The sequence below is a fragment of the Halalkalibacter okhensis genome (genome assembly GCF_000787375.1).
GTDB lineage: Bacteria > Bacillota > Bacilli > Bacillales > Bacillaceae_D > Halalkalibacter > Halalkalibacter okhensis.
Map to the genome: position 1 here is coordinate 1 of NZ_JRJU01000046.1, position 26,872 is coordinate 26,872.

The 26,872-nt window shown below is 34.1% G+C and carries 27 protein-coding genes and 3 pseudogenes; 9 read left to right on the forward strand and 21 right to left on the reverse strand.

The features are described 5' to 3' along the window. Positions 1–325 (reverse strand): annotated as a pseudogene (locus LQ50_RS21000) (hypothetical protein); the annotation flags it as partial. Positions 326–394: 69 nt separating this feature from the next. On the opposite strand from LQ50_RS21000, the pseudogene LQ50_RS25060 reads away from it, so the two are divergent. The 4 genes and pseudogenes from LQ50_RS25060 to LQ50_RS21015 form a co-directional block, all read left to right on the forward strand. Next, positions 395–604: pseudogene (locus tag LQ50_RS25060) on the forward strand (glutamate synthase-related protein); the annotation flags it as partial. Between the two features lie 505 nt (positions 605–1,109). Continuing rightward, on the forward strand, positions 1,110–2,201 hold the full coding sequence (locus LQ50_RS21005) for an endospore germination permease (protein ID WP_022629635.1): 1,092 nt from the start codon (positions 1,110–1,112) through the stop codon (positions 2,199–2,201). Then, a complete protein-coding gene (locus LQ50_RS21010; protein ID WP_022629636.1) occupies positions 2,182–3,639 on the forward strand; it encodes a spore germination protein in 1,458 nt (485 codons plus the stop codon). The genes LQ50_RS21005 and LQ50_RS21010 overlap by 20 nt, the downstream gene beginning before the upstream one ends. Before the next feature lie 3 nt (positions 3,640–3,642). Continuing rightward, positions 3,643–4,761, forward strand: a complete 1,119-nt coding sequence (locus LQ50_RS21015) for a Ger(x)C family spore germination protein (RefSeq protein WP_034633240.1) — start codon at positions 3,643–3,645, stop codon at positions 4,759–4,761. A gap of 216 nt (positions 4,762–4,977) precedes the next feature. Here the strand turns inward: LQ50_RS21015 and LQ50_RS21020 are convergent, their stop codons facing one another. From LQ50_RS21020 to LQ50_RS21030, 4 genes are all read right to left on the reverse strand, one after another. Then, positions 4,978–5,361: a DUF6262 family protein gene (locus LQ50_RS21020; protein ID WP_022629638.1), complete on the reverse strand. Its 384-nt coding sequence runs from the start codon at positions 5,359–5,361 to the stop codon at positions 4,978–4,980. Beyond that, a complete protein-coding gene (locus LQ50_RS26120; protein ID WP_237563774.1) occupies positions 5,354–6,598 on the reverse strand; it encodes a tyrosine-type recombinase/integrase in 1,245 nt (414 codons plus the stop codon). Before LQ50_RS26120 ends, LQ50_RS21020 begins: the two co-directional genes overlap by 8 nt. 181 nt (positions 6,599–6,779) lie before the next feature. Continuing rightward, positions 6,780–7,391, reverse strand: coding sequence for a hypothetical protein (locus tag LQ50_RS26125; RefSeq protein WP_237563775.1), 612 nt, complete (start codon positions 7,389–7,391; stop codon positions 6,780–6,782). Continuing rightward, complete coding sequence (locus LQ50_RS21030) at positions 7,391–8,482, reverse strand: phage lytic cycle repressor MrpR family protein (RefSeq protein WP_022629640.1); 1,092 nt, start codon at positions 8,480–8,482, stop codon at positions 7,391–7,393. Before LQ50_RS21030 ends, LQ50_RS26125 begins: the two co-directional genes overlap by 1 nt. A 129-nt stretch (positions 8,483–8,611) precedes the next feature. On the opposite strand from LQ50_RS21030, the pseudogene LQ50_RS21035 reads away from it, so the two are divergent. Further along, positions 8,612–9,310, forward strand: a pseudogene (locus LQ50_RS21035) (Tn3 family transposase); the annotation flags it as partial. A 139-nt stretch (positions 9,311–9,449) separates the two neighbouring features. On the opposite strand, the gene LQ50_RS21040 reads toward LQ50_RS21035, so the two are convergent. Next, positions 9,450–10,601: a YncE family protein gene (locus LQ50_RS21040; protein WP_003322315.1), complete on the reverse strand. Its 1,152-nt coding sequence runs from the start codon at positions 10,599–10,601 to the stop codon at positions 9,450–9,452. A gap of 338 nt (positions 10,602–10,939) precedes the next feature. Between LQ50_RS21040 and LQ50_RS21045 the strand changes: the two genes are divergently transcribed. Further along, a complete protein-coding gene (locus tag LQ50_RS21045) occupies positions 10,940–11,122 on the forward strand; it encodes a hypothetical protein (RefSeq protein ID WP_003322316.1) in 183 nt (60 codons plus the stop codon). A gap of 287 nt (positions 11,123–11,409) precedes the next feature. Continuing rightward, positions 11,410–11,637 (forward strand): hypothetical protein, encoded by a 228-nt coding sequence (locus tag LQ50_RS21050; protein WP_003322319.1) that lies wholly within the window; start codon positions 11,410–11,412, stop codon positions 11,635–11,637. A gap of 458 nt (positions 11,638–12,095) precedes the next feature. On the opposite strand, the gene LQ50_RS21055 is transcribed toward LQ50_RS21050, so the two are convergent. The 11 genes from LQ50_RS21055 to LQ50_RS21105 form a co-directional block, all read right to left on the reverse strand. Then, a complete protein-coding gene (locus LQ50_RS21055; protein ID WP_003322320.1) occupies positions 12,096–12,734 on the reverse strand; it encodes a TVP38/TMEM64 family protein in 639 nt (212 codons plus the stop codon). A gap of 70 nt (positions 12,735–12,804) precedes the next feature. Next, entirely contained in the window at positions 12,805–14,145 is a 1,341-nt protein-coding gene (locus LQ50_RS21060; RefSeq protein WP_003322321.1) for a D-alanyl-D-alanine carboxypeptidase family protein, read from the reverse strand. A gap of 296 nt (positions 14,146–14,441) precedes the next feature. After that, entirely contained in the window at positions 14,442–15,149 is a 708-nt protein-coding gene (locus tag LQ50_RS21065) for a DUF8832 domain-containing protein (protein WP_003322322.1), read from the reverse strand. A 90-nt stretch (positions 15,150–15,239) separates the two neighbouring features. Then, positions 15,240–16,487, reverse strand: coding sequence for an MFS transporter (locus tag LQ50_RS21070; protein ID WP_003322323.1), 1,248 nt, complete (start codon positions 16,485–16,487; stop codon positions 15,240–15,242). Between the two features lie 66 nt (positions 16,488–16,553). Then, positions 16,554–16,901 (reverse strand): four-helix bundle copper-binding protein, encoded by a 348-nt coding sequence (locus tag LQ50_RS21075; protein WP_003322324.1) that lies wholly within the window; start codon positions 16,899–16,901, stop codon positions 16,554–16,556. A 213-nt stretch (positions 16,902–17,114) separates the two neighbouring features. Beyond that, complete coding sequence (locus LQ50_RS21080) at positions 17,115–17,948, reverse strand: M15 family metallopeptidase (RefSeq protein ID WP_003322325.1); 834 nt, start codon at positions 17,946–17,948, stop codon at positions 17,115–17,117. A gap of 89 nt (positions 17,949–18,037) precedes the next feature. After that, positions 18,038–18,595, reverse strand: coding sequence for a TVP38/TMEM64 family protein (locus tag LQ50_RS21085; RefSeq protein WP_003322326.1), 558 nt, complete (start codon positions 18,593–18,595; stop codon positions 18,038–18,040). A 319-nt stretch (positions 18,596–18,914) separates the two neighbouring features. After that, a complete protein-coding gene (locus tag LQ50_RS21090; RefSeq protein WP_003322328.1) occupies positions 18,915–19,154 on the reverse strand; it encodes a hypothetical protein in 240 nt (79 codons plus the stop codon). 3 nt (positions 19,155–19,157) lie between these two features. Then, positions 19,158–19,412, reverse strand: coding sequence for a hypothetical protein (locus tag LQ50_RS21095; protein WP_003322329.1), 255 nt, complete (start codon positions 19,410–19,412; stop codon positions 19,158–19,160). Positions 19,413–19,625: 213 nt separating this feature from the next. Beyond that, complete coding sequence (locus LQ50_RS21100) at positions 19,626–21,011, reverse strand: sensor histidine kinase (RefSeq protein WP_003322331.1); 1,386 nt, start codon at positions 21,009–21,011, stop codon at positions 19,626–19,628. Next, on the reverse strand, positions 21,008–21,706 hold the full coding sequence (locus LQ50_RS21105; protein WP_034633248.1) for a response regulator transcription factor: 699 nt from the start codon (positions 21,704–21,706) through the stop codon (positions 21,008–21,010). The genes LQ50_RS21100 and LQ50_RS21105 overlap by 4 nt, the downstream gene beginning before the upstream one ends. Before the next feature lie 291 nt (positions 21,707–21,997). On the opposite strand from LQ50_RS21105, the gene spoIIP reads away from it, so the two are divergent. Then, complete coding sequence (gene spoIIP / locus LQ50_RS21110) at positions 21,998–23,161, forward strand: stage II sporulation protein P (RefSeq protein WP_034633249.1); 1,164 nt, start codon at positions 21,998–22,000, stop codon at positions 23,159–23,161. A 340-nt stretch (positions 23,162–23,501) separates the two neighbouring features. Here the strand turns inward: spoIIP and LQ50_RS21115 are convergent, their stop codons facing one another. Together LQ50_RS21115 and LQ50_RS21120 are read right to left on the reverse strand one after the other, a co-directional pair. Beyond that, a complete protein-coding gene (locus LQ50_RS21115; RefSeq protein WP_034633252.1) occupies positions 23,502–23,876 on the reverse strand; it encodes a helix-turn-helix domain-containing protein in 375 nt (124 codons plus the stop codon). 103 nt (positions 23,877–23,979) lie between these two features. Beyond that, positions 23,980–24,750, reverse strand: a complete 771-nt coding sequence (locus LQ50_RS21120) for a YwmB family TATA-box binding protein (protein WP_034633254.1) — start codon at positions 24,748–24,750, stop codon at positions 23,980–23,982. A gap of 102 nt (positions 24,751–24,852) precedes the next feature. On the opposite strand from LQ50_RS21120, the gene LQ50_RS21125 reads away from it, so the two are divergent. Next, positions 24,853–25,689 carry a cupredoxin domain-containing protein gene (locus tag LQ50_RS21125; protein ID WP_034633256.1) on the forward strand — a complete coding sequence of 279 codons (837 nt, stop codon included), beginning with the start codon at positions 24,853–24,855 and terminating at the stop codon, positions 25,687–25,689. 95 nt (positions 25,690–25,784) lie between these two features. On the opposite strand, the gene LQ50_RS21130 is transcribed toward LQ50_RS21125, so the two are convergent. Then, positions 25,785–26,201 carry a rhodanese-like domain-containing protein gene (locus LQ50_RS21130; protein ID WP_003322347.1) on the reverse strand — a complete coding sequence of 139 codons (417 nt, stop codon included), beginning with the start codon at positions 26,199–26,201 and terminating at the stop codon, positions 25,785–25,787. 198 nt (positions 26,202–26,399) lie between these two features. After that, the coding region (locus LQ50_RS21135; protein ID WP_161784710.1) for an asparagine synthase-related protein at positions 26,400–26,872 on the reverse strand (473 nt) is incomplete at its 5' end.

Here is a 26,872-nt window from a genome sequence, read left to right on the forward strand (position 1 = left end):
CTGGCAAATTTATGGTTGTTTGTATTCTAACTTTTAAAGTGCTAGTCGTAGCGCTTATATGATTCCTACCAGGAAGAGAGGGACCGAGGAAATCAAATTCAAAACCAACATTTTGGATGGAGAAATCATCTTCCTTAACTGGAGAAGCATTGAAAACCTTATCTGGATTGTTTTTTTGATCGCGCTCAACTCTTTTGGAAAGTTGTTTAGATTCTTCTTCTGTTAAGTCGCCTTCTTTACTTAATAGTTCAATAAATCTCTCATCGCTTATAATAGGTTCTTCTACTGGAGAAGCGTACATTACTTTGTCTGGGTTAGCTTCCATATCCCTTTTGACTTGTTCAGCTAATCTTATTGCTTCTTCTCTATCAATGTCTTTGTCTGTTAAGATTTCACTAGCTTCCCCGCACAAACGTCACCATTTCCAATTGATGGTGAAGAAGTAGTAGATGTTGCCGTTACCATTGGTCCAAAGGCAAAAAAAACAATGAAAATAAAAATTCCACTTTTGATCAGTGGAATGGCATATGGGATTGCACTTAGTGAACAAGCAAGGCTTTCTTTGGCGGAAGCAGCAAAAAAGACAGGAACTGCGATTAATTCAGTTCAGGTTTTGAATTTGCTGAAATGGTGTTAAACAAAGCCCTTCGTAATTTCCGAAAAGAGATTTTGTTTTGCATAATTCTCCGCAAAACGTCCGAAAGAAATAATTTTGGTTTTATCCTCGGAAATTTCCAAGTTAAATTTCTTTAATCTGCATTTTAATGATTGGAATTGCCATAGTTTCCTGAATATAATAGATCCATAAATTTGTTATTTCTGCAGAAGTTAATCTTTTTTTAATCAAATCCAATCTTTCAAATCCTTTCGTTGTAAACTTTTGCTTTTAAAATTTTATTAATAATGTGCTACTAATGAAAGTTTTTTATTCCATTGTCAACTGAAACAAAATTATTAAGTCATTTTTAAAGCTTTGTAAATTATCCTGTTCGTTTTGTTGTTGACTTTAACAATTTAAACAATTTTTTATACACTCTCGTGAATTTTTTTCAGCTTCAAGGCTAAACTATGCAAGTAATTATAATTAGCTGATTTTAAGGTGGTTTTCCATGAATCAAAAGATGATTCAAGCTGTTCATATTTATATCTTATTTATTATGTCTACAGGATTCATGGTACATGTTCTAATTATCCCAGCTATATTATCAACCGCTAACAGGGATGCCTGGTTAAGTGTCATTTTCAGTACGATACCATTTATCCTCTGGATTCTGCTTGTTTTTCATATTTATAAAAAATTAAATACTCATGATGATATTCTCTCTTTACTTAAACGAAAATTATCTCAATCCGGGGTTTTTATAATATTTTCAATAGTATTCGGAGCCTATTTTCTAATTTCTGCCTTTATTACTCTTAAGTATACTTTTTTTTGGGCAAATGCTAATTATACTTTTGAGGTCCCTAATTTTGTCAGTGTATTGTTATTCGGACTCATTTGCTTGTATGCGTCTGTGAAAGGAATACGAACGATAAGTACGATTGCTTTTCTAGTGTTTCCATTAGTGTCATTTTTCGGATTTTTAGTAGGTTTCGGAAATTCGAAAAATAAGAATTATGAACTGTTATTTCCGATATTTGAGAATGGATACATAGATTTTCTTCATGGTTTAGTGTATAGCTGTGCTGGTTTGTTTGAAATGATCTTTCTTTTGTTTTTAACGTCTTTTATTAAAGACAGATTAAAGATTAAATGGCTTATATTGGTTGGGATCATCCTTGTGTTTTTAATCTTAGGTCCACTTGTGGGAGCCATTTCACAATTTGGTCCAGAAGAAGCAACAAAATTGAAGAATCCAGCTTATGAGCAGTGGAAGCTTTTAGAAATTAGCGAGCATATTACTCGACTTGATTTTCTTTCAATCTTTCAATGGCTCTCTGGAGCATTTGTTCGGATAAGCTTATCATTATTTATTGCAGACAAACTATTTTTATCAAACAAAAGGAAAAAATGGGGTCTTCCTATCCTTTATTTACTATTAATCATTGGTGCCTCCATTCCTTGGAATGCTACCTCATTTTTTTACTTTTTACAAAATTATTTTTTCCCTTTTAGCCTTATTTTTCAAATTTGCACGCTACTGATTTTTTTACTAATCATTCATTTAAAAGGAGATCAACATGAAGAAAGTTCAACCTAATAAAAAAGTCGTCAGCATAGAACAATTGAAAATTTGGTTTGAAGGTTCTTCTGATACCGTGATAAAAACGAGGGACTATCAAGATCATACTTTGGATTTTTTGTATTGTCCTCAATTAGTAGATATGAAATTTATAAATGAGGTTATTTTTCCAACTATTAATGAAGTTATAGAAAAGAACGGTCACTTAAATTTTGAATTATTAAATAATGTTCTGGAGGCCAATAAGCTTAAAGATATACATACCGTTAAAACAGAGACAGAGGAAAAACTATTTTCAGGTGAATTAATCATATTTAATCATCATTTAAACGATCTTTACTTTCTACCCGTATCAAATCTTCCAAAACGAGGTCCTGAAGAATCTAACATGGAATCCTCAATTAGAGGGCCAAGGGATGGATTAGTAGAAAATATATCGGATAATATGGCATTAATTCGTCAGAGATTAAAAACATCATCATTAAAAAGCATTGATTATACAATTGGTGAAAGAAGCAGAACGAAAATCTTATTACTTTATATAAATGATATTATGAATCCTTCTATTCTTGAAGATGTCAAAAAGCGATTAGATTCCATAAAGGTAGATAGTGTCGCTAGCAGTTACGAAATTGAGGAATTCCTATATGACAAAACCTTTTCACTATTCCCTTTGATGGAGAATTCAGGCAGACCAGACTTTGCTGTTCAATCCTTAACACAAGGAAGATTTGTGATCATAGTAGATGGAAATCCGACTTGCCTAATAGGACCCGCAAATTTAAATCAACTATTATATTCACCAGAAGACGCTCATGATAGTTTTTTTTACGTTAGTATGGTCCGTGTTCTGCGGTTTTTGGCTATATCTACGACGATTTTCTTACCTGGTTTTTATATTTCGTTAATAACCTTTCAACTTGATCAAATTCCTTATTCACTTATCGCAACAATATCTGCCTCTAGAATTGGCTTGCCTATATCTGCGCCTATGGAAGTTTTTATTATGCTTGTTTTATTTGAATTATTTAAAGAAGCCGGGGTACGCCTACCTAAGGCTGTTGGACAAACTGTTGCTGTTTTAGGCGGATTATTTATTGGTGATGCTGCGATTCGTGCAGGGTTAACATCTCCATCCTGTTTGGTCATTGTTGCTGTTACAGTGATATCAGGTTATATCCTAAGTAATCAAACCCTGGCAGGCAATCTCGTGATTCTGCGATTTCTAGTTTTAGCCTTTTCAGGTCTATTTGGATTATATGGCTTCTTTATTTCTTTTTTTCTCATTCTAACAAACGTGGTTTCATTAGAAAGCTTTGGTCAGCCGTATATGTCGTATTTATCCAAACCCCATGGAGCAGATATCATTAAAAATATGTTGAAGTTGCCTTATCGATTTATGAAGAAGCGAAATCAAGCATACCAACCTATTGATAGCGATAGTCAAAAGGAGTAATATATGAAAAAGATTTTATTGATCATCATGATAAGCAGTCAGATTTTTTTCCTGACTGGGTGCTGGGGTGCAAAAGAAATACAAAGTCAAACTTATATTACAGCTTTAGGACTAGATTACGCTGAAGGAGAATTTATCGCCTATATTCAAGCCTTGAATTTTGCCAATATCGCGAAGCAAGAAGGCGCTTCTTCTCTACAGCAAGCCTCCCCCATCTTAATTGGAGAAGCTAAAGGAAAAACAATACAGGCCGCTTTAAGCAAATTAGAACAAAAGTCGGCATTACCTCTCTATTACGGGCATGTTGAATCCATTCTTTTAAGTGAAAATCTTATAAAGGAGCAAATGAAGTCCGTCATCGAATTTATTGGACAAAATTCTTTACTTAGATACAATATATGGCTTTTTGGTACGGAACAGGATATTAAACAAATTTTAACAAGTGAGAGCTTTTTTAATTTCCCATCTTTATATACAATCATCCATAATCCCAAAACCCTAACTGAAAACAACTTTTTTATTCCCATTGAAAAGTATAATAAATTTATCTCGACCTATTCCCAGCCAGTTGGTACACAGATCATACCTTCATTAGAAATGAATAAAACTCATTACTCAGAGGATGAAGAAAAGAAAAATATTGCTGTTGTTACCGGAGGATTTGTCATTTCACAGAAACAATATAAAGGATGGGTAAATAAAAAAGACCTAGTTGGCTTAAAATGGTTTTCTAAAAAAGCTACTAATATCCCTCTCTCCCTCTTTGAAGAAAAAGTAAGTGTAATCATACAGAAACCTAAAAAAACAATTGAAGTAGTAAATGGTTATAAACCTTCCTATCACTTAATTGTAAAAGCCAATGCAGTATTGATTCAAAATGAGGAAGATATTAGTATAGATAAAATTAAAAAAGTATTAGAAAAGAAAATTAAAAGGGAAATATTAAAGACGATGGAGAAAAGTGAAGAAATAAATGCAGATTTGTTAAATATAAGTGAAAAAACATATCGATATCATCTGAAAAAGTGGGATGTAAGTGCAATTAATTCGATTGATAAAGAATCTATAGAACATATTGAAGTAAAGATACACATTGAACAAAATATAAACTATAAACATTAAAAGGACAATATTTGAAACATGGAAGATGCAATTGCTTTGCTCACTTAACAAAATTAATAGTCATACTTTTTATTTATTTCTAATACGACATTAATGGTCTTTATCCATTATTCGATCTTCAACAATCTGGCCAGATTGCGGAATACAACTTATCTTTTAAATGGCATTGTCATATTACACAAAAAAATCAATCAGGGAAGGGAAAATCGTAGGAACTTAAATTCCCTCATAAATCTTCCCAAATTGAATTTTCAATTGTTCTTTAATTTCTTTATTTTCATTTTCTAAATCCTTGACTCGCTTCCGTAAGGAAGCAATAATTACATCTTTTGATGCGTCACTCATATTCCTTTTAACTTGTTTTATTGAGGAGAGACCTTCTTGTTGTTTGCGAAGTGTTTCGATTCGATCTCGGAGCTCTGTATTTCTGTATAGAAATGCCTTTGAAACCCCTGATTCTGCAGATACAGAGTTAAAATTGATTTTTATTTGTTTTTTTATCATCTTTTTGATCGTTTCTTCAACTTTTTGAATGGTCTTTTCCGTTTTCAACTTCGCATGTTTTATAATACCTTCGGTATTTGGGCTTTCATTAGACATTTTGCATCACCTTTTCACGTTCATTTCCAACATACTCACGTCTAGTTTTATCCAAACCAAAGATACCACCAGTATGTAGTAAACCACTTGCTAATTCTTTATATCTCTTTAATTTGGGTTCGATTAACTCAATAGAACGTAACCTTCCGGATTTTTTGTATACTTCAATATCAGCTTCCATTTTAGATATTTGATCTTGATAATAGCCGAGAAAAGTCTTGTCAACGTGAAAACTTCTGCAGTTATTTTTAATACACGGTGGTTCCAATGTCTGTTCAAGAAAATCACAATGAAGTTTTGGGCTTTTTACACAAAACCCATGATCTAAACGAATGGAGTCCATGTTGTGCCGTATCCACTCCAGTTCAACTCCATTTTCTTCAGCCTGTTGAGCTAAATCAGCGACAATAACTTCTCCATGAGTATCTAGTCTTACTGCACCATTATCTCGAGCCTTTTCCCATTCATCACGTAGTGTTTTATCATGAATTTGGGCATAGACTAATGTCATTTCAGGACTGGCATGTGCCATCAGTTTTTGAACATGAAGGATATTCATTCCGTTATTAATCAAATTAACACCGTAACGGTGTCGAAATGCATGATTTTTAAACCAATAAATTTCTCCATCCTTGTCCTTAATATTACATCTATTAGCTAGTTTATTAAGGTTCAGCTTAATGGAATCCTGTGATATGGGATTACCCATCCTTTTCCCTTTTAGTATTGGAAACAAATATTTCTTAGGGTTCGTGTCCGAAGTTGATCTCTTTTTTGTAAGTTCTTGCTGCGCTAAGACCACATTAGCAATTTCTTCTGAAATAGGAACTTTATGATTTTTATAACTTACTTTTCTTTGATCTCCGATAATCCACCAACCATCTTCTTGATTTACTAAGCAGTCAATTTTAAGTGATAAAACGTCACTTATTCGAAAACCTGTAGCTTCCATTAGAAGAATTATAGGTATATGATCTGAGGAAAGTTGGTTAATATGGTAAACTAACTGTTCCCATACTTCATCCGGAATATATTTAATTTCATCAGCTTTTGCTCTTTTCTTTTTAGGGATATCTTCAATTGACAATAGTGAAATTACTGACTTTGTCGGAGCTTCTTCCCATTCGAATTTCTGTATGTATGAGATAAACGTTTTAAGGTCTATTAAAAAACGATTTACATAATTGTGATCTGGATTAATTAAATATTTTCCCTTTTTAATAGTGGAATGTCGCAAGTATTCAATGTACTCCTCGATATCCATTCTGGATAGCTGGTTTAATTCTTTCCACTCAGGATGTTTATCCTTCAAAAAGGTGAAGAAAAACGAAAGTCTATTTAAATAACATACGGCTGTAGAAAAGCTAATGGATTGCTGAAAAACTAGGCGAGTCTTTATATATTTTTTAAATAATTGTCTATAAGGTTGCGGAACCTTCGAAAAGTCTAAATGAATATCTACTGATTGTATTGTTATAATTAATCTTCAATTTTCGAACATCCCAACAATCCTTATCTGTTTCTTCACGTTCATCATAAAGGTGATAATAAAATTCATAAACTTGAAGAAATAGTCTAATATACAAGGATGGTTGAACTGTTGGTGATATCCATGGTGATGACTTTTTCCGGTGTATAATTTCAACTGATTTTCCATTCTCTACAAGAAATGTTCGATATTCTGTTAGAAACTTTTCTTTCGGTATATCAATAATAGAATCTAAATTAGCATAATATCGAGAGATGAATTCTGTAAAAACTTTAAGACATGGAGAATAATGCATAAAAGCATAGGTAATCGAAATCCTTGTCTCCTGTAACCCCTTATAAAAATAATATTTTAGTTCATTTTTTAATCCAAGATTTTGTACCTTATCAAAAATCAATTTTCTATTCCAATCATAGTGTTTATCCAAGAAGGGACATTCTTGTACATTCCACACATCATTTGCCCAATATCCAAGTAATGGTTCATTTATCTGTTCCAGATGGTGGGGAAGGGGTTTAATTTCCAATGCACTCTGTATCATTATTTATCTCTTCTTCCCATTTTTTTATTTGATTGAGCTTGTTCCCAGCTTCCACGTATGGTTTCATCGGATGCATGGATATAAGTCTGTATGGTTGTTTGAACGTGTGCATGCCCTAATAACCTCTGTATGATGGCAATATCTACTCCTGCTTCATGTAACTCTGTAGCATATGTATGCCGAAGCATATGAGGGGTAAAATCTATTCCTGTTTTTTTCTTCATCCGTTTAATTAAAGAACGTACAGAACCATCAGTCATTGGCTTACCACGATTTGGTCCAGTTAAGGTGATAAAAACATAATTGCTATCAATTTCGTAAGAATGAAAGTCTATTAGATAATCTTGAAAGAGATTCATAGTCTCAATAGATACATAAATTTTTCGTTTTTCCCCATCGGATGTTTTGGATTTCCTCACCGTAATAGCATTTTTACCTATATCAAAATCCTCTACCCACAGAGAAAGGGCCTCTCCAATACGTAATCCCCCTTCATATAATATACGGAATAATAATTCATCCCGTATATTGCTGCAAGCATCATGGATCACTTGGATTTGATTTTTACTCAAAGTTTTGATTAAACGCTTTGGTTCCTTAATCTTTAAAATGTTTTTATCGTATGAATTCCCTTTTGTAATGTGGTGGAGGAAAGGTTTAAAAGTCTTAAAACGCCCTGGGGCTTGTTTTTTTAACTGATCATTTACATTTCCTCCGTAATCCTCATTACGAGTCAAATAGTCATAGAACCCCATGACACATGTTATGACGGTATTGACCGTTTTTTCTGATCGTTTTGCTAAGGTTTCTTCAAAATAAATGACTTTTGTAGATTGATCAGGAATTCTCAGCCATCCGATGAACTGAGCCAAAATATCAAGGTTTACTTCTTGATATTCTAATCCACACTCCTCTAGGAATTGAAAGTAAAGCTTTAGATGGTAACAGTATGATTTTAGTGTGTTTTCAGCTTTTCCAACGTTATCTAAATACTTTATATACTTTGCAACCGGTATGACAGGATAGCCATCCTTGTCAATTAACAGATATCTTTTCTTCTCTTGAATAAGAACCTCTTGTACTTTCAACATTACCACCCCCTGGTTTCTTAGGATACTTTATATACATAAATTTCATAGTACAGATAATGATTCTATAAGGAAATAAAAAAGAAGTAGTTGTTATCGTAAGATACGTTAATAACTACTTCTAATGATAGTACAATTAAGGCTGGTTACACCGATCAGGTTTTTGGATTAAGCCATATATTAGGTTTTCGCTTTGCTCCTAGAATGCGAGATCTATCTGACTCTAAACTTTATGTCATGGATAAATCCAATGTTTATTCAAAGATTGACAGCATTCTACGAGGAAAAATCAACATTAAGATTATTCAAGATAACTATGATGATGTCTTACGATTAGCACATTCCATACGGGAAGGTAGAGTATCGGCTTCACTTATTTTAGGAAAGTTAGGATCTTATTCTCGCCAAAATAAAATGGCAACAGCATTGCGAGAGATGGGTAGAATTGAAAAGACAATCTTTATATTAGACTATATTTCTAATGAAACATTACGCCGGCGTATCCAAAGAGGATTAAATAAGGGTGAAGCTATGAATGGATTGGCAAGAGCCTTATTTTTTGGTAAACGTGGAGAGTTACGGGAAAGAGGATTGCAAGATCAACTTCAACGAGCTAGTGCCTTAAATATTCTTATAAATGCTACTACAGTTTGGAATACCGTTTATCTCACAGAGGCTACAAAGATATTAAAAGAAAAGGGCTTATTAAAAGAGGAGTTATTACCTCACATTTCCCCATTGGGTTGGGAACATATAAATTTACTTGGAGAATATTTATTTGATTCGAAAAAGGTACCCAAATCAAATGAATTACGACCTTTAAAGATATAAAAATTATGCTGATATCTCCTTAGCGTTGGTGATATCAGCTTATGTTTTCCATTTATTGTCTTAACGTGGGTTTTATGACAAAATGTTGGTTATACCCCAGCCTTAAAAAGTTTACCTACAACTTCTTAAGGCTTTTCCTCTAGTTTATAGAAATACCATTAGGGTATTCCCCTACATCTAATCGTTTTACTTCTTCTAACGTTTTTAAATCAACAACGGAAACCGTGTCTTCAAACATATTTGTAACAAAGGCATATTGACTATCCTTAGAAATTACAATACCATGTGCCCCTTTTCCTAACGGAACCTCCTTTTCAACTTCTAATGTATCAAGTCCTATAATAGAGATCGTGTCTGATGGGTTCTCTTCACTTCCTTGATTTGCAACAACGACATATTGATTGTCGTAACTAGCAAACATTTGTACCGGACCTACTCCGACATCAATGTGTTTGATTACTTCTTGCGTTGACGTATTAATAACAGCTAGTTGGTTATCAACATGCAATCCAACAAAGGCATACTTTCCGTCATGGGAAAATCCAGTTTGAACAGCACCCTCTCCTACATGAACTCGATTAACTTCTTCATTCAATTGTAAGTCAATAATGCTAACATCAGCACTTTGCATATTCGCTATATAAGCATTTTGTTGATCGGGCGATATCCTTACTCCATGTGGATATTCTCCCACTTCTACATTAACAACTTCATCTGTCTTTCTATTAATAACCGTGACAGAATTATCACCAGAATTTGTTACGACAACGATCTCACCATTCTCTGTAGTCGTTACATGAGCTGGGTGACTCCCTACCTGATGTTCTTCCACTTTTTCTAACGTGTTTATATCATATGCTACAATCATTTCTTGTTTTACCTTATCTTGTTCTTCGTTACCATCATCTTCATGGTTATGACTATGTTCCTCATCTTCATTATCCTCATGTGGCGGATTAATAGTTACCCAAATTAACTGAGACTCGACATTGACTTCTAGATTATGTGCTTCCCCATCAAGGTAAACAAGCTCTTGCCTTCCTTCTGGATAGTAAATGACAGACATAGTCCCATCCTTTTCATTTCCGACTACAACAATGTACTCTTCTTCGAAATCCGCTTCCCCCACGTCCACTTGTTTTTTTTCTGTCTCTTCCATACCATCATTCAACTTGTTTTCTGCATTAGCATTTTCTTCTTTATTTACCACGCTTTCAGCGTTCTGTCCACAAGCAGCAAGCAAAAGTGAAATTGTCAAAATCATGAGTATAAAGCAAATTTTTCTATTCATCTATTTCCCTCCTAGTTCTTTATAAATGTAAGTATAAAAGGAGGATTATTCGACAAATGTGATTCCAATCACAAAAGCAAATATTAAATGATTTTTGTTCAATAGATTGCCTTGCTTTCTTCATAGTTTCTATATAAATATCTGTAATGAAAAGTTGTTATCTGGTGACCCCTTTTTAAATTATAGAAATCAAAACACTTTACCTAATTTCCTAATTACCTGTGTATGATACTGCTTTTTCAAGATAATATTCATAATTTCAATTCATCATAACTTTTAAAATCATCTATAACAATCTCTGAGTTAAATAGTTCAATTTACATTGGGGGGGAAGAACGGTGAAAAAAAGTGTAATGTTGTCTATTGGTGGTTTAGCTCTCTTTGGGTTCATAACAGCTTGTTCAGATAGGGACGATGAAATATCAACAAATGAAGGGGAATACATAGGATCGAGACTGAAGAAAACGAGCTTGCAGTCGAAAATGAGGACGATCACGAGCATCTGCAACAAAAAACACTGATGCCCTTCCCAATGAAGAATCAGAAATTGATCATCACGACGATCTTCCTTATGAATGGCCTGCGCTTTATAATTTTGATCCTGGTACTTATTCCTTAGAACTTAATCAAAATGATTCGAGGATGAGACTATGAGGAAAAATAAAAATATTAAAGACCTAGAACATCATGCTGCTCACCTTATCAAATCAACTGCCGATCCGCAAAATCCAACTGAATATAAAGGACTGGGACACAGTCCTAATTTTCCCCGTTCCCTATAGGATTCCAAAGGTTGAGGTGTGTAGCCATGGACAGATTGTTTATTATAAGTTTGTTGTTATTAACAATTATACTCATTACGAATCCTTCCACCACTCATGCACATAGGTTAGTAATAGAACCTTTAGAACCAGGAGAAATTCGGGTTGTATATGATGATAGTCGTTTTTCAACACGAACAACTGTGACCGTTTATGTTGTAAATGGTATCGTGTTACAAACTGGAGGACTTGATGATCAGGGCTATTTTCATTAAGACGAGAATCACGCTCATTTTTTTGTAGCTGATGATAGGATTGGTCACCGTACAGAGTGGACTGCGGGAGAAGAAGTTGTTTTATCTCGGATCCTCATCGCTGGCTTATAGCAGGAATTGTTCTCTTTCTTTTAATAAGCATTGCTGTCTTTTTCTCTTATCGAGTTAGAAAATGAAATTAACTAAACAAAAGTGAACTGAGCAATAGACAACCTGTAATAGTAAAATATTTGCACAACAGGAAGAAGTCCTCTTACCCTCTATTGCTTTAATAGCCCTGGCCTTCATGTTATTTATCAGGAACCCTACTTAAAATCATAAAAGATCCTCTTCAGGTTATATGCACAAATCCATTGACGATTTGTGCATTCATTTAGTTAGATTGTTATAATGGGTAGCCTCTTCAAAAGTAAGCTAAATTCACAAAATCGTTTTTTAAACACTATTCTACCTAGTAACTAAACATTTAACCAAGAGACTTTTCTTTTTATTTTTAACGCTGTAATACCTACAACAATAAGGAATAAGAATAGATATACAATATATTGTTCCTCAAATGAAATCAGTCCAATAGATAAAATAGATAGTACAAATACAAAGATAGCGTGACCAAACATAGTACTAAGTACGTAATCTTTGGTTTTTATATTACTCATTCCACATGAAATATTTATAATACTAGACGGAATTACAGGTGTAATGCGACTCACTAAAATAACTAGGAACCCATTCTCTTCAATCGTTTTCTTTATTTTCAAATGATTGTGTTTAAAGATCTTCCCTTGTGAAAAATACCTCGCTATATAAAATACAATCACAGACCCGATAATATTTCCGGCTAAACTCCAAAGATACCCATAAAAGAAACCAAATAACCAAATATTGAACATGGTGAGAACTAAAAATGGTAGAAATGAGAATAGATTTTGCATTATCATAAGTCCCATGGTTATTAATAAGACAATTATTAATTCATTGCCGATTAGTCTTTTTAATTCTATCCATTCACCAGCTTTCAGATATAAAAACCAATCATTTTGGCTGAAAATTAAAATTTTGAAGATAAGTAGTGTTACTAAAAATAATAATACTTTCATTCTATTTCACTCTCCTTCTAGGAAAGAAATAGAGAGGTATCATCTAGACTTAGATGTACCTCTCAGATGATTAGAACCAACCTTTAATTGCGTTATAAAGAGTTACCCATAGTTCTGAGAAAAATCCACCTACTGAACGAAGAACCAAGCTAAAGAAACCTGCCTCTTCAATCGCTTCATTTGTTATTACATCTACTTGGGCAATATAATTACTATCTATAAATTCATAATCATTTTCTCCTACATACTCTAACGATATCGTTCCTATTTTCTCTCCTTTTTCTACAGGAGCAATTAGCTCGCCATTCTCGTTTAAACGTTCTTGGTCAAAAGTAACTACAGGAATATAATTGTCTCTTTCTCCTACACGCACGAAACTTATTAGACTTTCGTCAGTAATAACAGCAACTTCATGTTCTTTCCCTTTCGAAACTCCAACGGTTTCCTGTCCCTCAGGTCTATATCCTTTAGGGATAAGTTCTTCTATTGAAAATTGTGAAAAACCATAGTCTAATAGTTTTTTAGTCTCGCTAAAACGTTCTTCAAGTGAGCTTGTCTTTGTTACAACTGTAATTAATCGAACGTTATCTCTTTCAGCAGTTCCAGTAAAGCTATATCCAGCTTGAGCAGTATATCCCGTTTTCAAACCATCTACGTCCGGGTATCCATAAACTAAACCAGGGAGCATCCAATTCCAATTATCCATTTGGATAAAGTCCTCTGTTCCTTCTTTAAAGATTTTTCTTTCAATACTAGCTGTCTCTAGAACTTCTGGATAATCTTTTAGTAAATGAAAAGCTAACTTCGCAGTTGCCCTAACCGTTAATTCGTTCTCATCCTTTTCTGTCGTTCCTTCTGGGTGCTTTCCTAAAAGATATTGGTTCGGTAGACCTGTAGAGTTAACAAATTTATAATCAACTCCATACTCCCCTAATTCCAATTGCATTGCTTTATCATTCATCATGTTAACGAATGATTCTTCTGATCCAGCAATTAGCTCTGCTAATGCCATCGTAGCACCATTAGCTGAATATATAGCTACTGACTCATAAAGTTCTTTAACTGTATATGTTTCATCTTGCCGTAAATAAACGTTGGAAAGATTATTATTATGTGATATTTCACGAACGAGGTCACTTATAGGAACGACCTGTTCCCAAGATATTGCCCCATTATTAATAGCCTCGAGAACTAAATATTCACTCATCATTTTTGACATGCTAGCAACTTTTAATAATTCATCTATATTTTTTTGTAATAAGATCTTTCCAGAGGTAGCATCTACAAGGATAGCTGAGTTTGTATTTATATTTGGATTCGCACTAACTGACACGGGAGAAGTTATTAATACATTTGTTATCACCAATACTAAAACTGCCATTGTAAAACTTTTTTTGAATCTAATTCTCACTTTTTCTGCCTCCAGTTCCAATTCTTCATTTAATATTCATTATTTATAATTAGCGACCTTACTACTATATTAGCGTACCTCTTAATTGTGTTTTTTTGTGGACTTCTATCAATTATATTTTTTAAAACGTCAGCTCATCCATTTCTATGCTTAGAAAGTCATTCTGGTAGTTTTTTCAATCGTATAGTATTCGTTTTATATTTACACTAGCCTTTGTAGAATTATAAGCAAAAAGAAAAAGACAAGAATTTTTGAGATTCAAGTCTCTGATTGGCGTGATAAAATATTTCATGCATTTACTTTTCCTTTACTTCTATCCAAAAAGGAAAAGCAATTATTTGTTCTGCAAATTTAAATTCAACCCATAGTTTGTAAAAACCGCTATCTATAAATTGAGCAACAAATACTGTTTCATGATCTGAATTAGGATGCACATGAATAAATTGCTTTACTTCATCATCAATGATTACTACATGTCCAAGAGCCCCTAGATAAGGTTCAGGTTTCTCACCTTTGAGATCGAAATGAAGTGTAACATCTTCTCCGATTTTCAATGGACCGTGAGTCATTTCAACGATCTTCCCACTAATTTCCTTTATCTTTTCTTTGTTAGGAATAAGATTCATTTCATTATGACAGAAATGAGTATGATTAAGTATATTGCCCTCTATTGCATTCGCTTCAATTAGATAATGTTTCCCTTTCGGATTTATATCAACAAAAGCCTTATAAGATGTAAGATCACGAAGAGGGAGCGTTACTTCATACGTATACAAATCAATTTGCTCAGGATGTAAATGATAAAACTCTTGCAAATCATCACTGACGACGATCAGGTGCATATATTTCTCATGTGTTTGTAATAGCTCTAGTGGGCTCCCTTCTCGATCTTCTAAATGAATATTCAAAATAGAGTCCTGATACGTAATGGTTGTAATGATATCGTTTTCGGCTGCGCCCATGTGCATATGATGTTGCATTTCATGATGTTGATGTTGTTCCATTTGATTCTCCTATCTCTGTGGATGACTTTTTTTCCTAAAAATTACTTCTTGTTCCCAACCACTAAACGGATGAGAGCGGTTTTTCGTAGGTCACGGTTGAACTCTTGGTGCGTGTCTCGGCTTATCATCTTGTGTCGTAGCCTTTTGTAATAATTGTTCAAGTGGCTGCCATTTCTTGAGTAATAGAACAACCAAGAATAACGCTACCCCTGTTGCTCCATACACGACCCACGGTAAATAACTAACTTCTGTTCCGATTTGAAGTAATTGACCACCAATAAAGTTTCCACCAGCTTCACCTAAGCCTGACATCACATTCGCCAATCCAAAGAAGAGACCGATCAATCCGGCTGTCGATAACTGTGAAATTGTACTATCGATAGTTGGTAAGATAAGCATTTCACCTACAACAAAGATGGCACCACTTAAAACAAGGTGAAAAAACGATGTAGCAAAGTAAAGAGAACCGACTCCAAACCCAATAAATAACATCCCGAATGCAAGTGCGGTTAACGGATGTAACCTCTGAATAACTTTTCCTGTCATCACGTTTTGAGCCAAAATGACAATCCCACTATTGATCGTCCAAATCAAAGCCACATTACTTGGATCAGGCAAAACCTCCGTTGCCCGTAGTGGAAGCGTTAAAGCTAACTGAGCATACAAAGCCCAAATCACAACACTTACTACACCAAACATAATAAAAGGTTTGTTCTTAAACACTTCCTTATAAGCACCCGATGGGATAACGGGACAATTTGCATCTCCGCAATTTTTCGGAAGGAAAAACCAACTCTTTAATGCGAGTACCACATAAATAACTCCCGCTATCCAAAAAATCAACTTAGAGGATCCTGTCACAACAAAGAAGATAATAAGGCCAGCAGCTGCTGTTCCGATATTAGCTGCAATCCCACGCATCGAAAAGGCTGTCGTTTGCGTTTCTTCTGATGCCAGTGCCGCAATGGCCGCCTTGGTTGATGGAGCATTCAATCCATTGCCAAGACCTGTAATCAGTGAGGCTACAAGTAACAATCCAAATATATTAAAGAGTCCAAAACCGATTAATCCAACTGCACCAATCATGGCTCCTAACCCAATAATGAACCTTCTGCCAATACGATCTGCCAAAAATCCTCCGAGTAAGCTCCCAAATTGAAATGATATGGCATTCATTGCTAAGATCATTCCTATTTGCGCTAGAGATAATGCTGCATCTATTTTTAACATAATCGGTAACATAGGAATCACTAAGTATGTTCCTAAATGGGAAAGCAAGACTCCGAATAATAAAATCAGCATGGTACGATCTAACTTTTTAATGTCTTGTATAATCATTTGACCCCTTCTTTAACAGGTATTGAACAAAAACAGGCAACCTTGGTCACCTGCTTTTGCTCGATTTTAAGCTACCATTTTACGGCACTCTTCTGCACACTTGCGGCAGTAAGTAGCACATTCCTGGCAATGAGCGTCTTGGAACTTCTCACAGTCAGTAGCACAGGCTTCGCAGATCATAGCACACATTTCACAAAATTGTTTTGCAAACATACTTCCACGTGACATCCACTGAGATGCCATTGAACAAATATCTGCGCAGTCTCTTAACATACTGATACAGTGAGTTCTAGCTTGGACATCAGGCTCTTTTAGACATGATGATAAACATTCTTCGCATGCTTGCATACATTTGTTGCAAGCATCAATACACGCCTGATGTTGCTGTATAGTTGAATCAATCAAAGTGGTCATTTTACATCTCCTCCCTTCTTCCTTATTATTTAATAGACCACTCTACAAAAACCTAGTAAATATTACCAAGTTACATAAGGCAGAAGTATTAAAGGAAATTTGTTCGAAATTTAATTATCATCATGATACCAAAACGTAAATAAGCCCCCTGGAGAAGAGAGCTAAGAATAAAGATATTAGTATTTACTTTAATTAAAATCTACTCTTCAAAGCTTACTCAAATCCTAAGTATTCTTCTAACGTTAACCCTTGTTCATGAATTATTTTGGCCGGCTCTTTGCCTACAAACCGAAGATGCCATGGCTCGTATTGATAACCTGTAATTTTTTCTTTATCTTTTGGATAACGTATGATAAAACCAAACTGCGCAGCATTTTCCTTAATCCATTGCCCCTCAGGTGTATCTTCAAATGAGGTGACTAATTGAAAATTCACTTCCGGACTAGTGACATCCATGGCTAGACCAGTTTGGTGCTCACTATGCCCAGCATTCGCACTTACTCGACTTGCCTTTTCTTCACCGGTTCTCTCAACATAATACGCAAAGATACTCTCCTGTCGTTCATAAGAGCGATACCCGGATTGAGCATAAAGATTTAAGTTTTCATCATTGGCTTTTTTAAATAAATCTTCAAGTGCTGCCGCTGCCTCCTGTCGTATTAAGCGTTGAGGCAGATCCTCAATGAACGGAAAGGGGACATTTGGCTCAACTAAATCCGAAGGTACATAGTCTTTTGGTAAGCCCCGCTCTTTATTTATTAATAAAAGAATATCATCTAATTGCTCTTCCGTGTAAGATTCCCATGGTTTATCTTTATCAAAATCTTCTTGGGATTGTTCGCCTTTATCAATACTATTTTTTATTGGAGCACTATCTAAATCATCGTTCTTATTCTTCATTTTTCCGTCGTCTGTTGATAAGTAGTCACTTAATAACATTTCTTTATTTTCTTCTTTTGTAGAATCTGTTAATAGTGAATTTTCTTTATAAATTACAATTAAGATTCCAAATACCACTGCTAGTGCAGCAATGTAAAAATACCTCATTTAATACATGACCTATCCTTTCTGTGTTATTACTGCAATTACAACTTAGCGAGATTTCAGATCTTAAACTTTCTTAATAAGTGGCTTATTCATACAGAAGTGGGTTGCTTCCTTTTTTTCCAAACAACAAAAATTAAATAAAGCGCTGCAATGCTAAGGATCATTTTTCCTTGCCACTCAAATTGAGTAATCTGATAAACCGAATACGCTTCAATCAAAAGCGCAGGTATTTTACCTACTGAGCTTGCAATAGCAAAAGTGATAAATGAGACACTACCAATGGCTCCAGCAAGAGTAACCAGACCTGAAGGAACAAAAGGAAGAAGGCGAAGGGATAAAATTAAATAAAAGGCATCTTTTCCTTTTAAATGTACTAACCGTTTTAATTTCGGGTACTTGTCCAATGGCTTCTGAGAAAATTGTTTTAACCCTTTTCGATACAAATAAAATGCTATGATGGCTCCGAGCGCCTCTCCAACAAAAGAAATAATTGTCCCCATCCAGAACCCGAAAAAGATAAGATTCGCTGCAGTCACAAAGAAACTTGGAATAACTCCTAATACTGCAACAATAATACTAATTCCAATACTAATTAAGATTGCAAAGTGTTCATACTCTTGAAAGTAATATATAAGTCTATCTTCCATTTTCCCCTCCTCTATTTATCTTCATAATGATTTAAACCCTCGTAATTTTAATAGATCTCCATAGACCCTTACGTTTTATTTTTCGTGTATTGTTACTCTGATCAAGAACTATTATTCTATCGTTCAATTATGTAGAAAATATGAAGTTTTTTAAATTTTGGTATTATCTATAGTAACTTTGTTTATAGACAACAAAAGACTCCTACAACAAATTGATAGGAGTCAATGCCATTATTCTTTCATGCGTCATTTGTTTTCTTCAATTACCAACATTACATTAATCTTTTACAATGATTACTCTATAACATGAGCATTTTCCTTAAGATGACTTTGACTTTTTTAGTTCCTCTAAAGATGCAGTCAACTTTTTATTTTCTTCCATTAACTTACTCATTTGTTTATGTGCTCGCTGCCAATCTTCAGATGAGTTAATTAAATTCTCATTCTTATTTTTTTGCGTCCCATTAGGGGTACTCTGCTTAGCCATCTTGACGGCTTTCCAACAGAAGAACAGACAAACGATTTTAATCGCAATAAATACTAGTAAAAATGTGTTCAATTGTTACAACTCCTTTCGTAATCCTTCCATTTCTTTCAATAGTTTTTGATTATCCTTTTCTATTTTCTCTATTTGTGAATGCATTTTTTGTAACTCGATCGATTCAGAAACTGATTCTTCGTTGTTTACTGGATTAGCAGTTATGTTTTTTTTAGGCGAACAACAGGTAGAACTTCCACCGTGCTTGCCCATGCCTTTAACACAAGTCAGGATTAAGAGCACAAGAACACCAAGTAAAAGAAATGTAACTAAATCCATTTTTCCAAACCCCTTTCATTAATTCGGTTCCCTACAGAACTTTAAGGATCTTTCATAAAAAATGTAACAAAAGAATTTGATGGAAATATGAAGAAATACAAAAGATTAATACTTTCTTTAGAAAATTTAATTTTTGAGGCTATTTCTATTTATGAAAAAAGGACTTATTCTGCTCGCTGGTTGTTAAGTCCATCCATATTTGATAACAATATATCAAGAATTGTTCAATCTTATGGTGAAGACCGTTCCTACATTAACTGTACTTTTGATTTGTATTGTTCCACCATGCTGTTCAATAATTTGCTTAGTAATGGCTAACCCTAATCCGCTACCACCGTATTTCGTGGAACGCGATTTGTCTACTCGATAAAAACGGTCCCATATATAGGGAAGATCCTTAGCTGGAATTCCTTCGCCATTGTCTTCAATTTCAATTATTATTTCTTTGTATCTCTCCTCTAATCTAACTTGTATTTTCCCATTTAGGTTTGTGTGTCTAATACTATTATTCAAAAGATTAAGTAAGACTCGTTCAAACTGATCTGGGTCAATGTTAGCAAGAAGAGTTGGGTGGGCGTACGAAAAGAGTATGTCTATTTTCTTATCATCAGTAGCTAATGTTACTTTCTTTTTAACTTCTTGAATGAAATCTACAAGATCGATTTCCTGAATATTCAACTGGATTTTACCTTCCTCTAGCTTCATTAATTGAAAAAGGTTCTTTACTAAACTTTCCATTCGCACAGCTTCCTGGTGAATGATTGTTGCCTGATCATGAACAAGGTCTGCTTCCACCTTCTGATCTTTTAACAATGCAGCATAGCCTTTAATATATGTTAGTGGTGTTCTGATGTCATGGGAGACGTTGGTTAGAAATTGTTGTCTTGTATCCCTATATTCTTTAAGTTGTATTGCCATAGTAGAAATATGCCTTAATAAATCGTCTATTTCGTCATTTCCTTTACTAGAAAGTTGGACATCAAAGTTCCCTTTTGCTATTTGCTTTGTCAAATCCCGTGCATTCGTAATTGGAAGAGTAATCTTTTTTGATAAGAAAATTGTAAACATACCCGAAAATAAAAGTGTAATCAATCCCATTGACATTGTAATACCTAAAAGAGTTAATCTAGCTTCTTCAAAGCTACCAGTATCTTGGTCAATAAATAGATACCCTGCCAACTCTCCGTTGATTTTAAACGGTTCGTATGACCAAATATGGGGAATATGTTCGGTCATCGTGTTAACAAATTCTGTTTTTTCATTCGATCGTTTAGAAAGACTAACAATCCAACTTTGATATCGATCAATCATTTCCTTTGAAACTTGTTGGGTACTATTTTGAACATTAAAATTCGCATCAAAAATAATAAATGTATTATCTTGGTTTCTTTTTTCCATAATCATCACATGTTCTAGCGTTTCTGGCACCATATGCAGTTCTACTACTTCGCGGTGTGCGTCAAGTCTATGCTCAATTTCCCCCTGGAGTTGATTTTTGTAAAATGATTTCGAAAGGGTGTAAAAGGAGAAACCCATCATGACTATGATCAATACCACGGACAAAAGAACAAGCAAGCTCACTTTAGTCGACAATTTCATGTACTCAATCCCTCATGCTGAGGAACTTTATAACCAATCCCCCATACTGTCTCCACGACAGTGTTGTCAAGCCCGGCTTTTTTTAATTTGTCACGGATGTTTTTAATATGGGTATCAATATTTCGGAAATCACGATCATCTGCCTCATCCCATACAAGGTAAAAGAGTTGTTCCCTTGTATAAACACGTCCAGGGTTGGATAGAAGGGTACTAAAAAGTTGATACTCTTTTTTCGTCAGTGGAATCCCTTTCTGATTGTAGAAAACCATTTGCTGCGAATGATCTATAGTAATTCCAAACATCCCCTTCCTTTTTTCTACCTGTTGTAAAGGTTCTACACGTCGAAGTACAGAATTAACTCTGGCCACTAGTTCTTTCGGTTCAAACGGCTTCGTAATATAATCAGATGCCCCAAGGTTTAACCCCTCTACCACCTGATCTGTTTCACCAATAGCTGAAATAATAATAGTAGGCACTAATAATTCTTTCTCTGTTAATTCCTTTAATACTTGAAAGCCATTCATTTCTGGCATCATAATATCAAGTAACATTAAATCAAACTGTTGCTCTTTTATTAATTCAAGTGCTTCTTTTCCAGAACCCGCGCTCGTTAACTCAAATTCACTAGAACCAATACATACACAGAGCAATGATTGCATTTGTTTTTCATCATCAACTATAAGTATTTTTTTCATTGATCTCACCTCATGCTTAATCTATTTCTTAAACATACTGCCTCTTCACCTAAATTTTTAATATAAACTTCCTAATGTCATACTAACTTAAAAGTATGTAAAAACAATGAACTTTTAGTCAAAGAAGATTCATTTTCATTCCATTACCACTTTATAATGAACTATTCTCTTGCCTCTTTTTCTATTATTAATAAAAAATCTCACTTAAATTAATAGAGTTTTGTAGAATTTGATTCTTCTAATATTTAACTTATGGTCATATCTATTAACGAGTGAAAGGAGAGGTCGCTTTTGAAATCTAGCAAAACTCATAGTACTGCACCCATACAAAATATGATAATTATGTTGATTTTAAGTATGATTTCCATCTTTATAATTATTGGAGCATTAACGACCTTGCAAACATCGCTAACAAGTGACGCATTAAAACGAACAACTTATGACATCTCCGTTGAATCACTCTTTTATTTTATGAGCATAGAGAATCATTATTTTTCAGAAGTTTTGCCAGCTGAAAGTCAAAATCCTTCAATAGGGAAATTTGCATTTGAATTAATAACTAATATAAATTTTGATGATCCTAGAACTTTTTTAGGAAGAGAACTTCCTGGGTTTTCTTTTTATGATGGAACGATTGTTGTCGCTGGAGAAGGATCTGATTTTACAAATATGCCTACTTCTGAATCAGCGCCCCCTTTGGATGTCATTCTTGCTGAAAGAGAGGCCGCTTCTGAGAATTTGGCAAATATGAACGAAGAAACTTCTGATGAACGTAATGATATGAGCGCCGAATCGCAATCAACACAGAATAAAATCGTTCATATTATCCATTCACATAGTCGGGAATCATTCCTGCCTGAATTAAAAAACGCATCTGAACCGGACGATGCTTGGCATGCAGAGCTAAATGTTACTTTAGTAGGCGAGAGATTAGGAAAAGAATTAGAAAAAAGAGGAATTGGAACAGAAGTCGACAAAACTGATATTAGTGGTATGTTAAGCGAACGTAGCTGGAGCTATCCTCAGTCCTATGAAGCGTCAAGAGACCTTATAAAAACAGCAATGGAAGACAATCAAGACTTGGAATTTTTCTTTGAAATTCATCGTGATGCATTACGCAGGGATATAACAACTGTTACAATAAACGGGATAGAATATGCGCGAACTTATTTTGTTATAGGAAAAAATAACCCTAACTATGAGAAGAATCAAAAACTAGCTGAGGACTTGCACTATTTACTCGAAAAACAATATCCAGGGTTAAGCAGAGGGGTACTTGTAAAGGACGGGACTGGGATTAACGGTAGATATAATCAGGATCTTTCAGAAAACTCCATCCTTATTGAAATGGGCGGTGTAGATAATACATTAGAGGAAAGTTACCGGACAACTGAGGCATTAGCAGAAATTATTAGTGATTATTACTGGAACTCCGCTGAGAAGGTGAATAACTAATTTTACTTAGCATTATTTCTTAGAGTATAGTAATTACTCTAGTTCTACTTGATTTTTGACAAACGTAACCAAATGAAAAAATTACTGAAATGACATGACTATAATCCTGTTATTGAAGGCCCCTATAATTTTGGGACCTTCAATAACAATATTGGTTCCCCCTCAAAAAGTACGTAAAAAACAGAAAGCAGGAGAGAATTTACTTAAGTATAGTTAACATCGTCTTAAATAAAAATGATTAATTTTATGAGCCCCTGTTGAGATTATAATAAATTCATCAAAATTAATTGATCTTTTCTTTAGTAGTGGTATCACTTTTTCCACTATCAAATTAGAAATATTATTTGGTGAAAAAAGCAGAAACTCGCTCGTATAGCTCGTTAGGAATGTCTATTATAAGTTGATTGGATTCATTAGATATTTTAATGAGAATTTCCGAGCTAAGATTTTCTGCTTCTGCACTTATTCCATATAATTTTTCACTTTTTTGGTTTAATGTATTTTGATCGATTCTTAGAAACTCGTACGATAAAAGTTCATTTGTTGTTACTGACAAATAGTGACACAGAGTGTTCAAAGTATTAAAATTTATTTTATTTGCATGTTTAGAACAAAGATACAAAATTTCCTCCAGTGGAATTTTTGTATCTTTTGCAATATCTTCAAAAGAAATCTCCTTATCCAGCAACAAGTTTTTTAAGTGGAACACGATCATTTATACTCCCCCTAAATTATTCTATAATGAATTAAGTAATACAACTGAACCTTCGCGCAATCTTACAATCAAACCCTTTAAATAATTTGAAAATTCAAGGAAGCTAATGTTCAACCGTAATAATAGGTGTTCCTATTGTCACATCAACATTATCTGAGTATGGAACACTCCTAACCCCTATTTGTAAATTCATTTTATCATTCTGATTTAAGGGTAGACTTAAATCCCACCTAGGGTTATACGCAGAAACCGATATGAATTGATCCTCTTCAACCCCTTCTTTAACCTCTCCAGAAAAGTCACGTACTAAATCTTGAGCTAAGTCCTGTAAGTTCTTATTATTATCTTCAATACTTCCTTGAATCATATAAAAGATGGAACTGCCTTTAATGTTTGATGATATTTCATTCATAATGTCAGAATTCCACTCATCTCCAACAACCTGATAAGTAATATTCACTTTATACTTATTTCTATCTTCATAAGATGTAATCACGATACGTTCATCTAAGCTTTGGTTATTTTTTGTACCAACTACTTTATTGTGATGGTCATTTTCAATTTTTTCCGTGCTCCATACAAAGTCTGTTTTATTTTTTTGTGTGTCATCAATTAGTTCAATCACTTCAGTTACATTCATTACATATAGTTCCTCCCTTGAATAAGCTGACCAGGAATGTAACGTCATATTATTTTTTGTTATGACTTCATAAATATCTTCAAGTTCGTTTATATTTTCTTTTTTTTCATTAATTGAACTAACCATATAAAAAGAAAAAATAAAGCTAATTATTATAATCACCATAGGAATGTTTCTTTTCAGTTGTCTCACCTCACGTACTTTCACCTTACCTAGTAATTTATTTGTATCCACTTTCTCCCGATGTGTGAACATTTAAAGAAATAGTAACCCTTGTACATATTTAATCTTTTAAACTAATAAACTAAAAGTATGAACATGAAGGGAGAGAATAAATTGCTTCAACCAGTCGTGCTCGGTATTGTTTTTATACTTTTATTAACTTGGTTAATATGTCTTTCCTATCTATTTAAAGAAAAACTAAGCAATATGATTGGGATGGTTGTTTCAATGACTCTTGGAATGATTACCGGATTAAGTATAGGTACGTTCTCTGCAGTTTTATTTCCTGACTTGTTTTTTGAAATTACTGTTCTAAGCATGTTAATTGGCGGGTTCGTTGGTGTAATAGCAGGATTTCCTTACTCCTTGATCGCGATTATTGATGGACTCATTTCTGGAGTAATGGGGGGAATGATGGGAACGATGTTAGGTGTTATGATTTCCTCTGAACATTATAACCAACTTTTAAACATAATGAGTCTTTGGACTGTTGGGATTTTCTTTCTAATTTATTTACTTTTAGTTTATGAAATTAATAAGGAATCAAACAATAATTCATTGATTTCACACCCACTTCCATACTTTACTCTTGTTTGTTTGTTTATTCTCAGCTTTCACTACTTTACTTTTGAATTTAATAACAGCACAAACCATCATGCCGATCATGTAAATAATCAAGAAATAATAATGGATGCGAATGAATATCAGTTTGGTCCAGATCAAGTTCAAGTGTTACCTGGTGAGGAGGTAACACTAACTCTAGTTAATAACGGAATAGAGCAACATGATTTTGAGATTAAAGGATTGGATTTTCATCTTCATGCGATGCCTGGTACTTCTGAAAGTATGTCAGTTGTTTTTCCAAAATCCGGTACGTATGAAGCCATTTGTACCATACCTGGACATGAAGCAGCTGGAATGACAGCTACTATAATCGTTACGGAATTATAAGATAAAGCTTCCCTACTTACTTTTCACTCAAACTAGTAGGGATAAGCATTTTAGTTCTAGACAATTCTTTATTGTTTTAAAAAAGGAAATGAACTTTATTCTGTTGAAAGAGGTCCATCCCATACAGCCATGCCACCTCCGAAGTTAGCTACTTTATCAAATCCTTTTTCAACAAGAAAATCGGCACTTTCAACCCCCATTCTTCCTGTATGACAAATAAGAATAATCCGTTTTTCTTGATTTAATTCATTATAGCGGTCTTGAAACTCTTCATAGGGGATATTGATGGCTCCAGATATATGCCCCTCTTTATAGAGCTCCACTTCTCGTAAATCAACTACTTCTACATATTCGTTACCAACCTCCATCAGTACTTCCTCTTGGTTAATATCATCCCATTTTTGACTTATAGGGTCCTCTTCTAAGGTAGCTGTTTGGAATGGATTAACAACAATTACAATTGAAATGACTATTACAACGATAAAACTTAAAGGTAAAAGATATTTCCTCATCATTTCTCGCTCCTTTTTCCAGTTCTATATTTTTTCTTGCTTATTTAAAAGATTAGAGAAAAGGATATGTATTAAAACTGTAACATGTAAACCCCCTTAAGTAGGAAACAAGCATTGTTAGAAGCGTTCAACATACAGCAAAAATAGCCGAACATGTTGAATAACTTTATTTAACATGTTCAATGAAAAAACTTAAAACTATTTACTATGCTCCATAGTAGTACCAAATTCATAGACCTTTTCAATAAAGACTTGGTGCCAAAGCATGAAAGTCAGTACTGTCCATAATGGACGACTATAATCCCCTTTGCTCTTAAATATTGAACTCTCAGCCAAATTGATTTTACGATGTTGTTCAAGCAAATGAAGAATCTCTTCTTTCTTAAATAAATAATCAGTCTGACTATCCATAATCAAAATTTTAGCCCAATCGTACAATTCATTTTGTAGCCAATGTCGAATTGGAACGGGAAACCCTAGCTTCGCTCGATTGACAATATGCGCTGGTACAATGTGCTTCATTGCACTTCTAAGAGCAATTTTCGTTTGTGATTTATCTACCTTTATAGTGGGATGAAGGTTAGCAGCCACTTTAAAGACTTCTTTATCTAAAAATGGAACACGGAGTTCTAATGAATGCGCCATTGTCATTCGATCAGCCTTCACTAGAA

Coding starts and splice junctions, on each gene's coding strand:
- LQ50_RS21005 (WP_022629635.1), top strand. CDS start 1,110: ATGAATCAAAAGATGATTCAAGCTGTTCATATTTATATCTTATTTATT.
- LQ50_RS21010 (WP_022629636.1), top strand. CDS start 2,182: ATGAAGAAAGTTCAACCTAATAAAAAAGTCGTCAGCATAGAACAATTG.
- LQ50_RS21015 (WP_034633240.1), top strand. CDS start 3,643: ATGAAAAAGATTTTATTGATCATCATGATAAGCAGTCAGATTTTTTTC.
- LQ50_RS21020 (WP_022629638.1), bottom strand. CDS start 5,361: ATGTCTAATGAAAGCCCAAATACCGAAGGTATTATAAAACATGCGAAG.
- LQ50_RS26125 (WP_237563775.1), bottom strand. CDS start 7,391: ATGATACAGAGTGCATTGGAAATTAAACCCCTTCCCCACCATCTGGAA.
- LQ50_RS21030 (WP_022629640.1), bottom strand. CDS start 8,482: ATGTTGAAAGTACAAGAGGTTCTTATTCAAGAGAAGAAAAGATATCTG.
- LQ50_RS21040 (WP_003322315.1), bottom strand. CDS start 10,601: ATGAATAGAAAAATTTGCTTTATACTCATGATTTTGACAATTTCACTT.
- LQ50_RS21050 (WP_003322319.1), top strand. CDS start 11,410: ATGGACAGATTGTTTATTATAAGTTTGTTGTTATTAACAATTATACTC.
- LQ50_RS21055 (WP_003322320.1), bottom strand. CDS start 12,734: ATGAAAGTATTATTATTTTTAGTAACACTACTTATCTTCAAAATTTTA.
- LQ50_RS21065 (WP_003322322.1), bottom strand. CDS start 15,149: ATGGAACAACATCAACATCATGAAATGCAACATCATATGCACATGGGC.
- LQ50_RS21070 (WP_003322323.1), bottom strand. CDS start 16,487: ATGATTATACAAGACATTAAAAAGTTAGATCGTACCATGCTGATTTTA.
- LQ50_RS21075 (WP_003322324.1), bottom strand. CDS start 16,901: ATGACCACTTTGATTGATTCAACTATACAGCAACATCAGGCGTGTATT.
- LQ50_RS21080 (WP_003322325.1), bottom strand. CDS start 17,948: ATGAGGTATTTTTACATTGCTGCACTAGCAGTGGTATTTGGAATCTTA.
- LQ50_RS21085 (WP_003322326.1), bottom strand. CDS start 18,595: ATGGAAGATAGACTTATATATTACTTTCAAGAGTATGAACACTTTGCA.
- LQ50_RS21095 (WP_003322329.1), bottom strand. CDS start 19,412: ATGGATTTAGTTACATTTCTTTTACTTGGTGTTCTTGTGCTCTTAATC.
- LQ50_RS21100 (WP_003322331.1), bottom strand. CDS start 21,011: ATGAAATTGTCGACTAAAGTGAGCTTGCTTGTTCTTTTGTCCGTGGTA.
- LQ50_RS21105 (WP_034633248.1), bottom strand. CDS start 21,706: ATGAAAAAAATACTTATAGTTGATGATGAAAAACAAATGCAATCATTG.
- LQ50_RS21115 (WP_034633252.1), bottom strand. CDS start 23,876: ATGATCGTGTTCCACTTAAAAAACTTGTTGCTGGATAAGGAGATTTCT.
- LQ50_RS21130 (WP_003322347.1), bottom strand. CDS start 26,201: ATGAGGAAATATCTTTTACCTTTAAGTTTTATCGTTGTAATAGTCATT.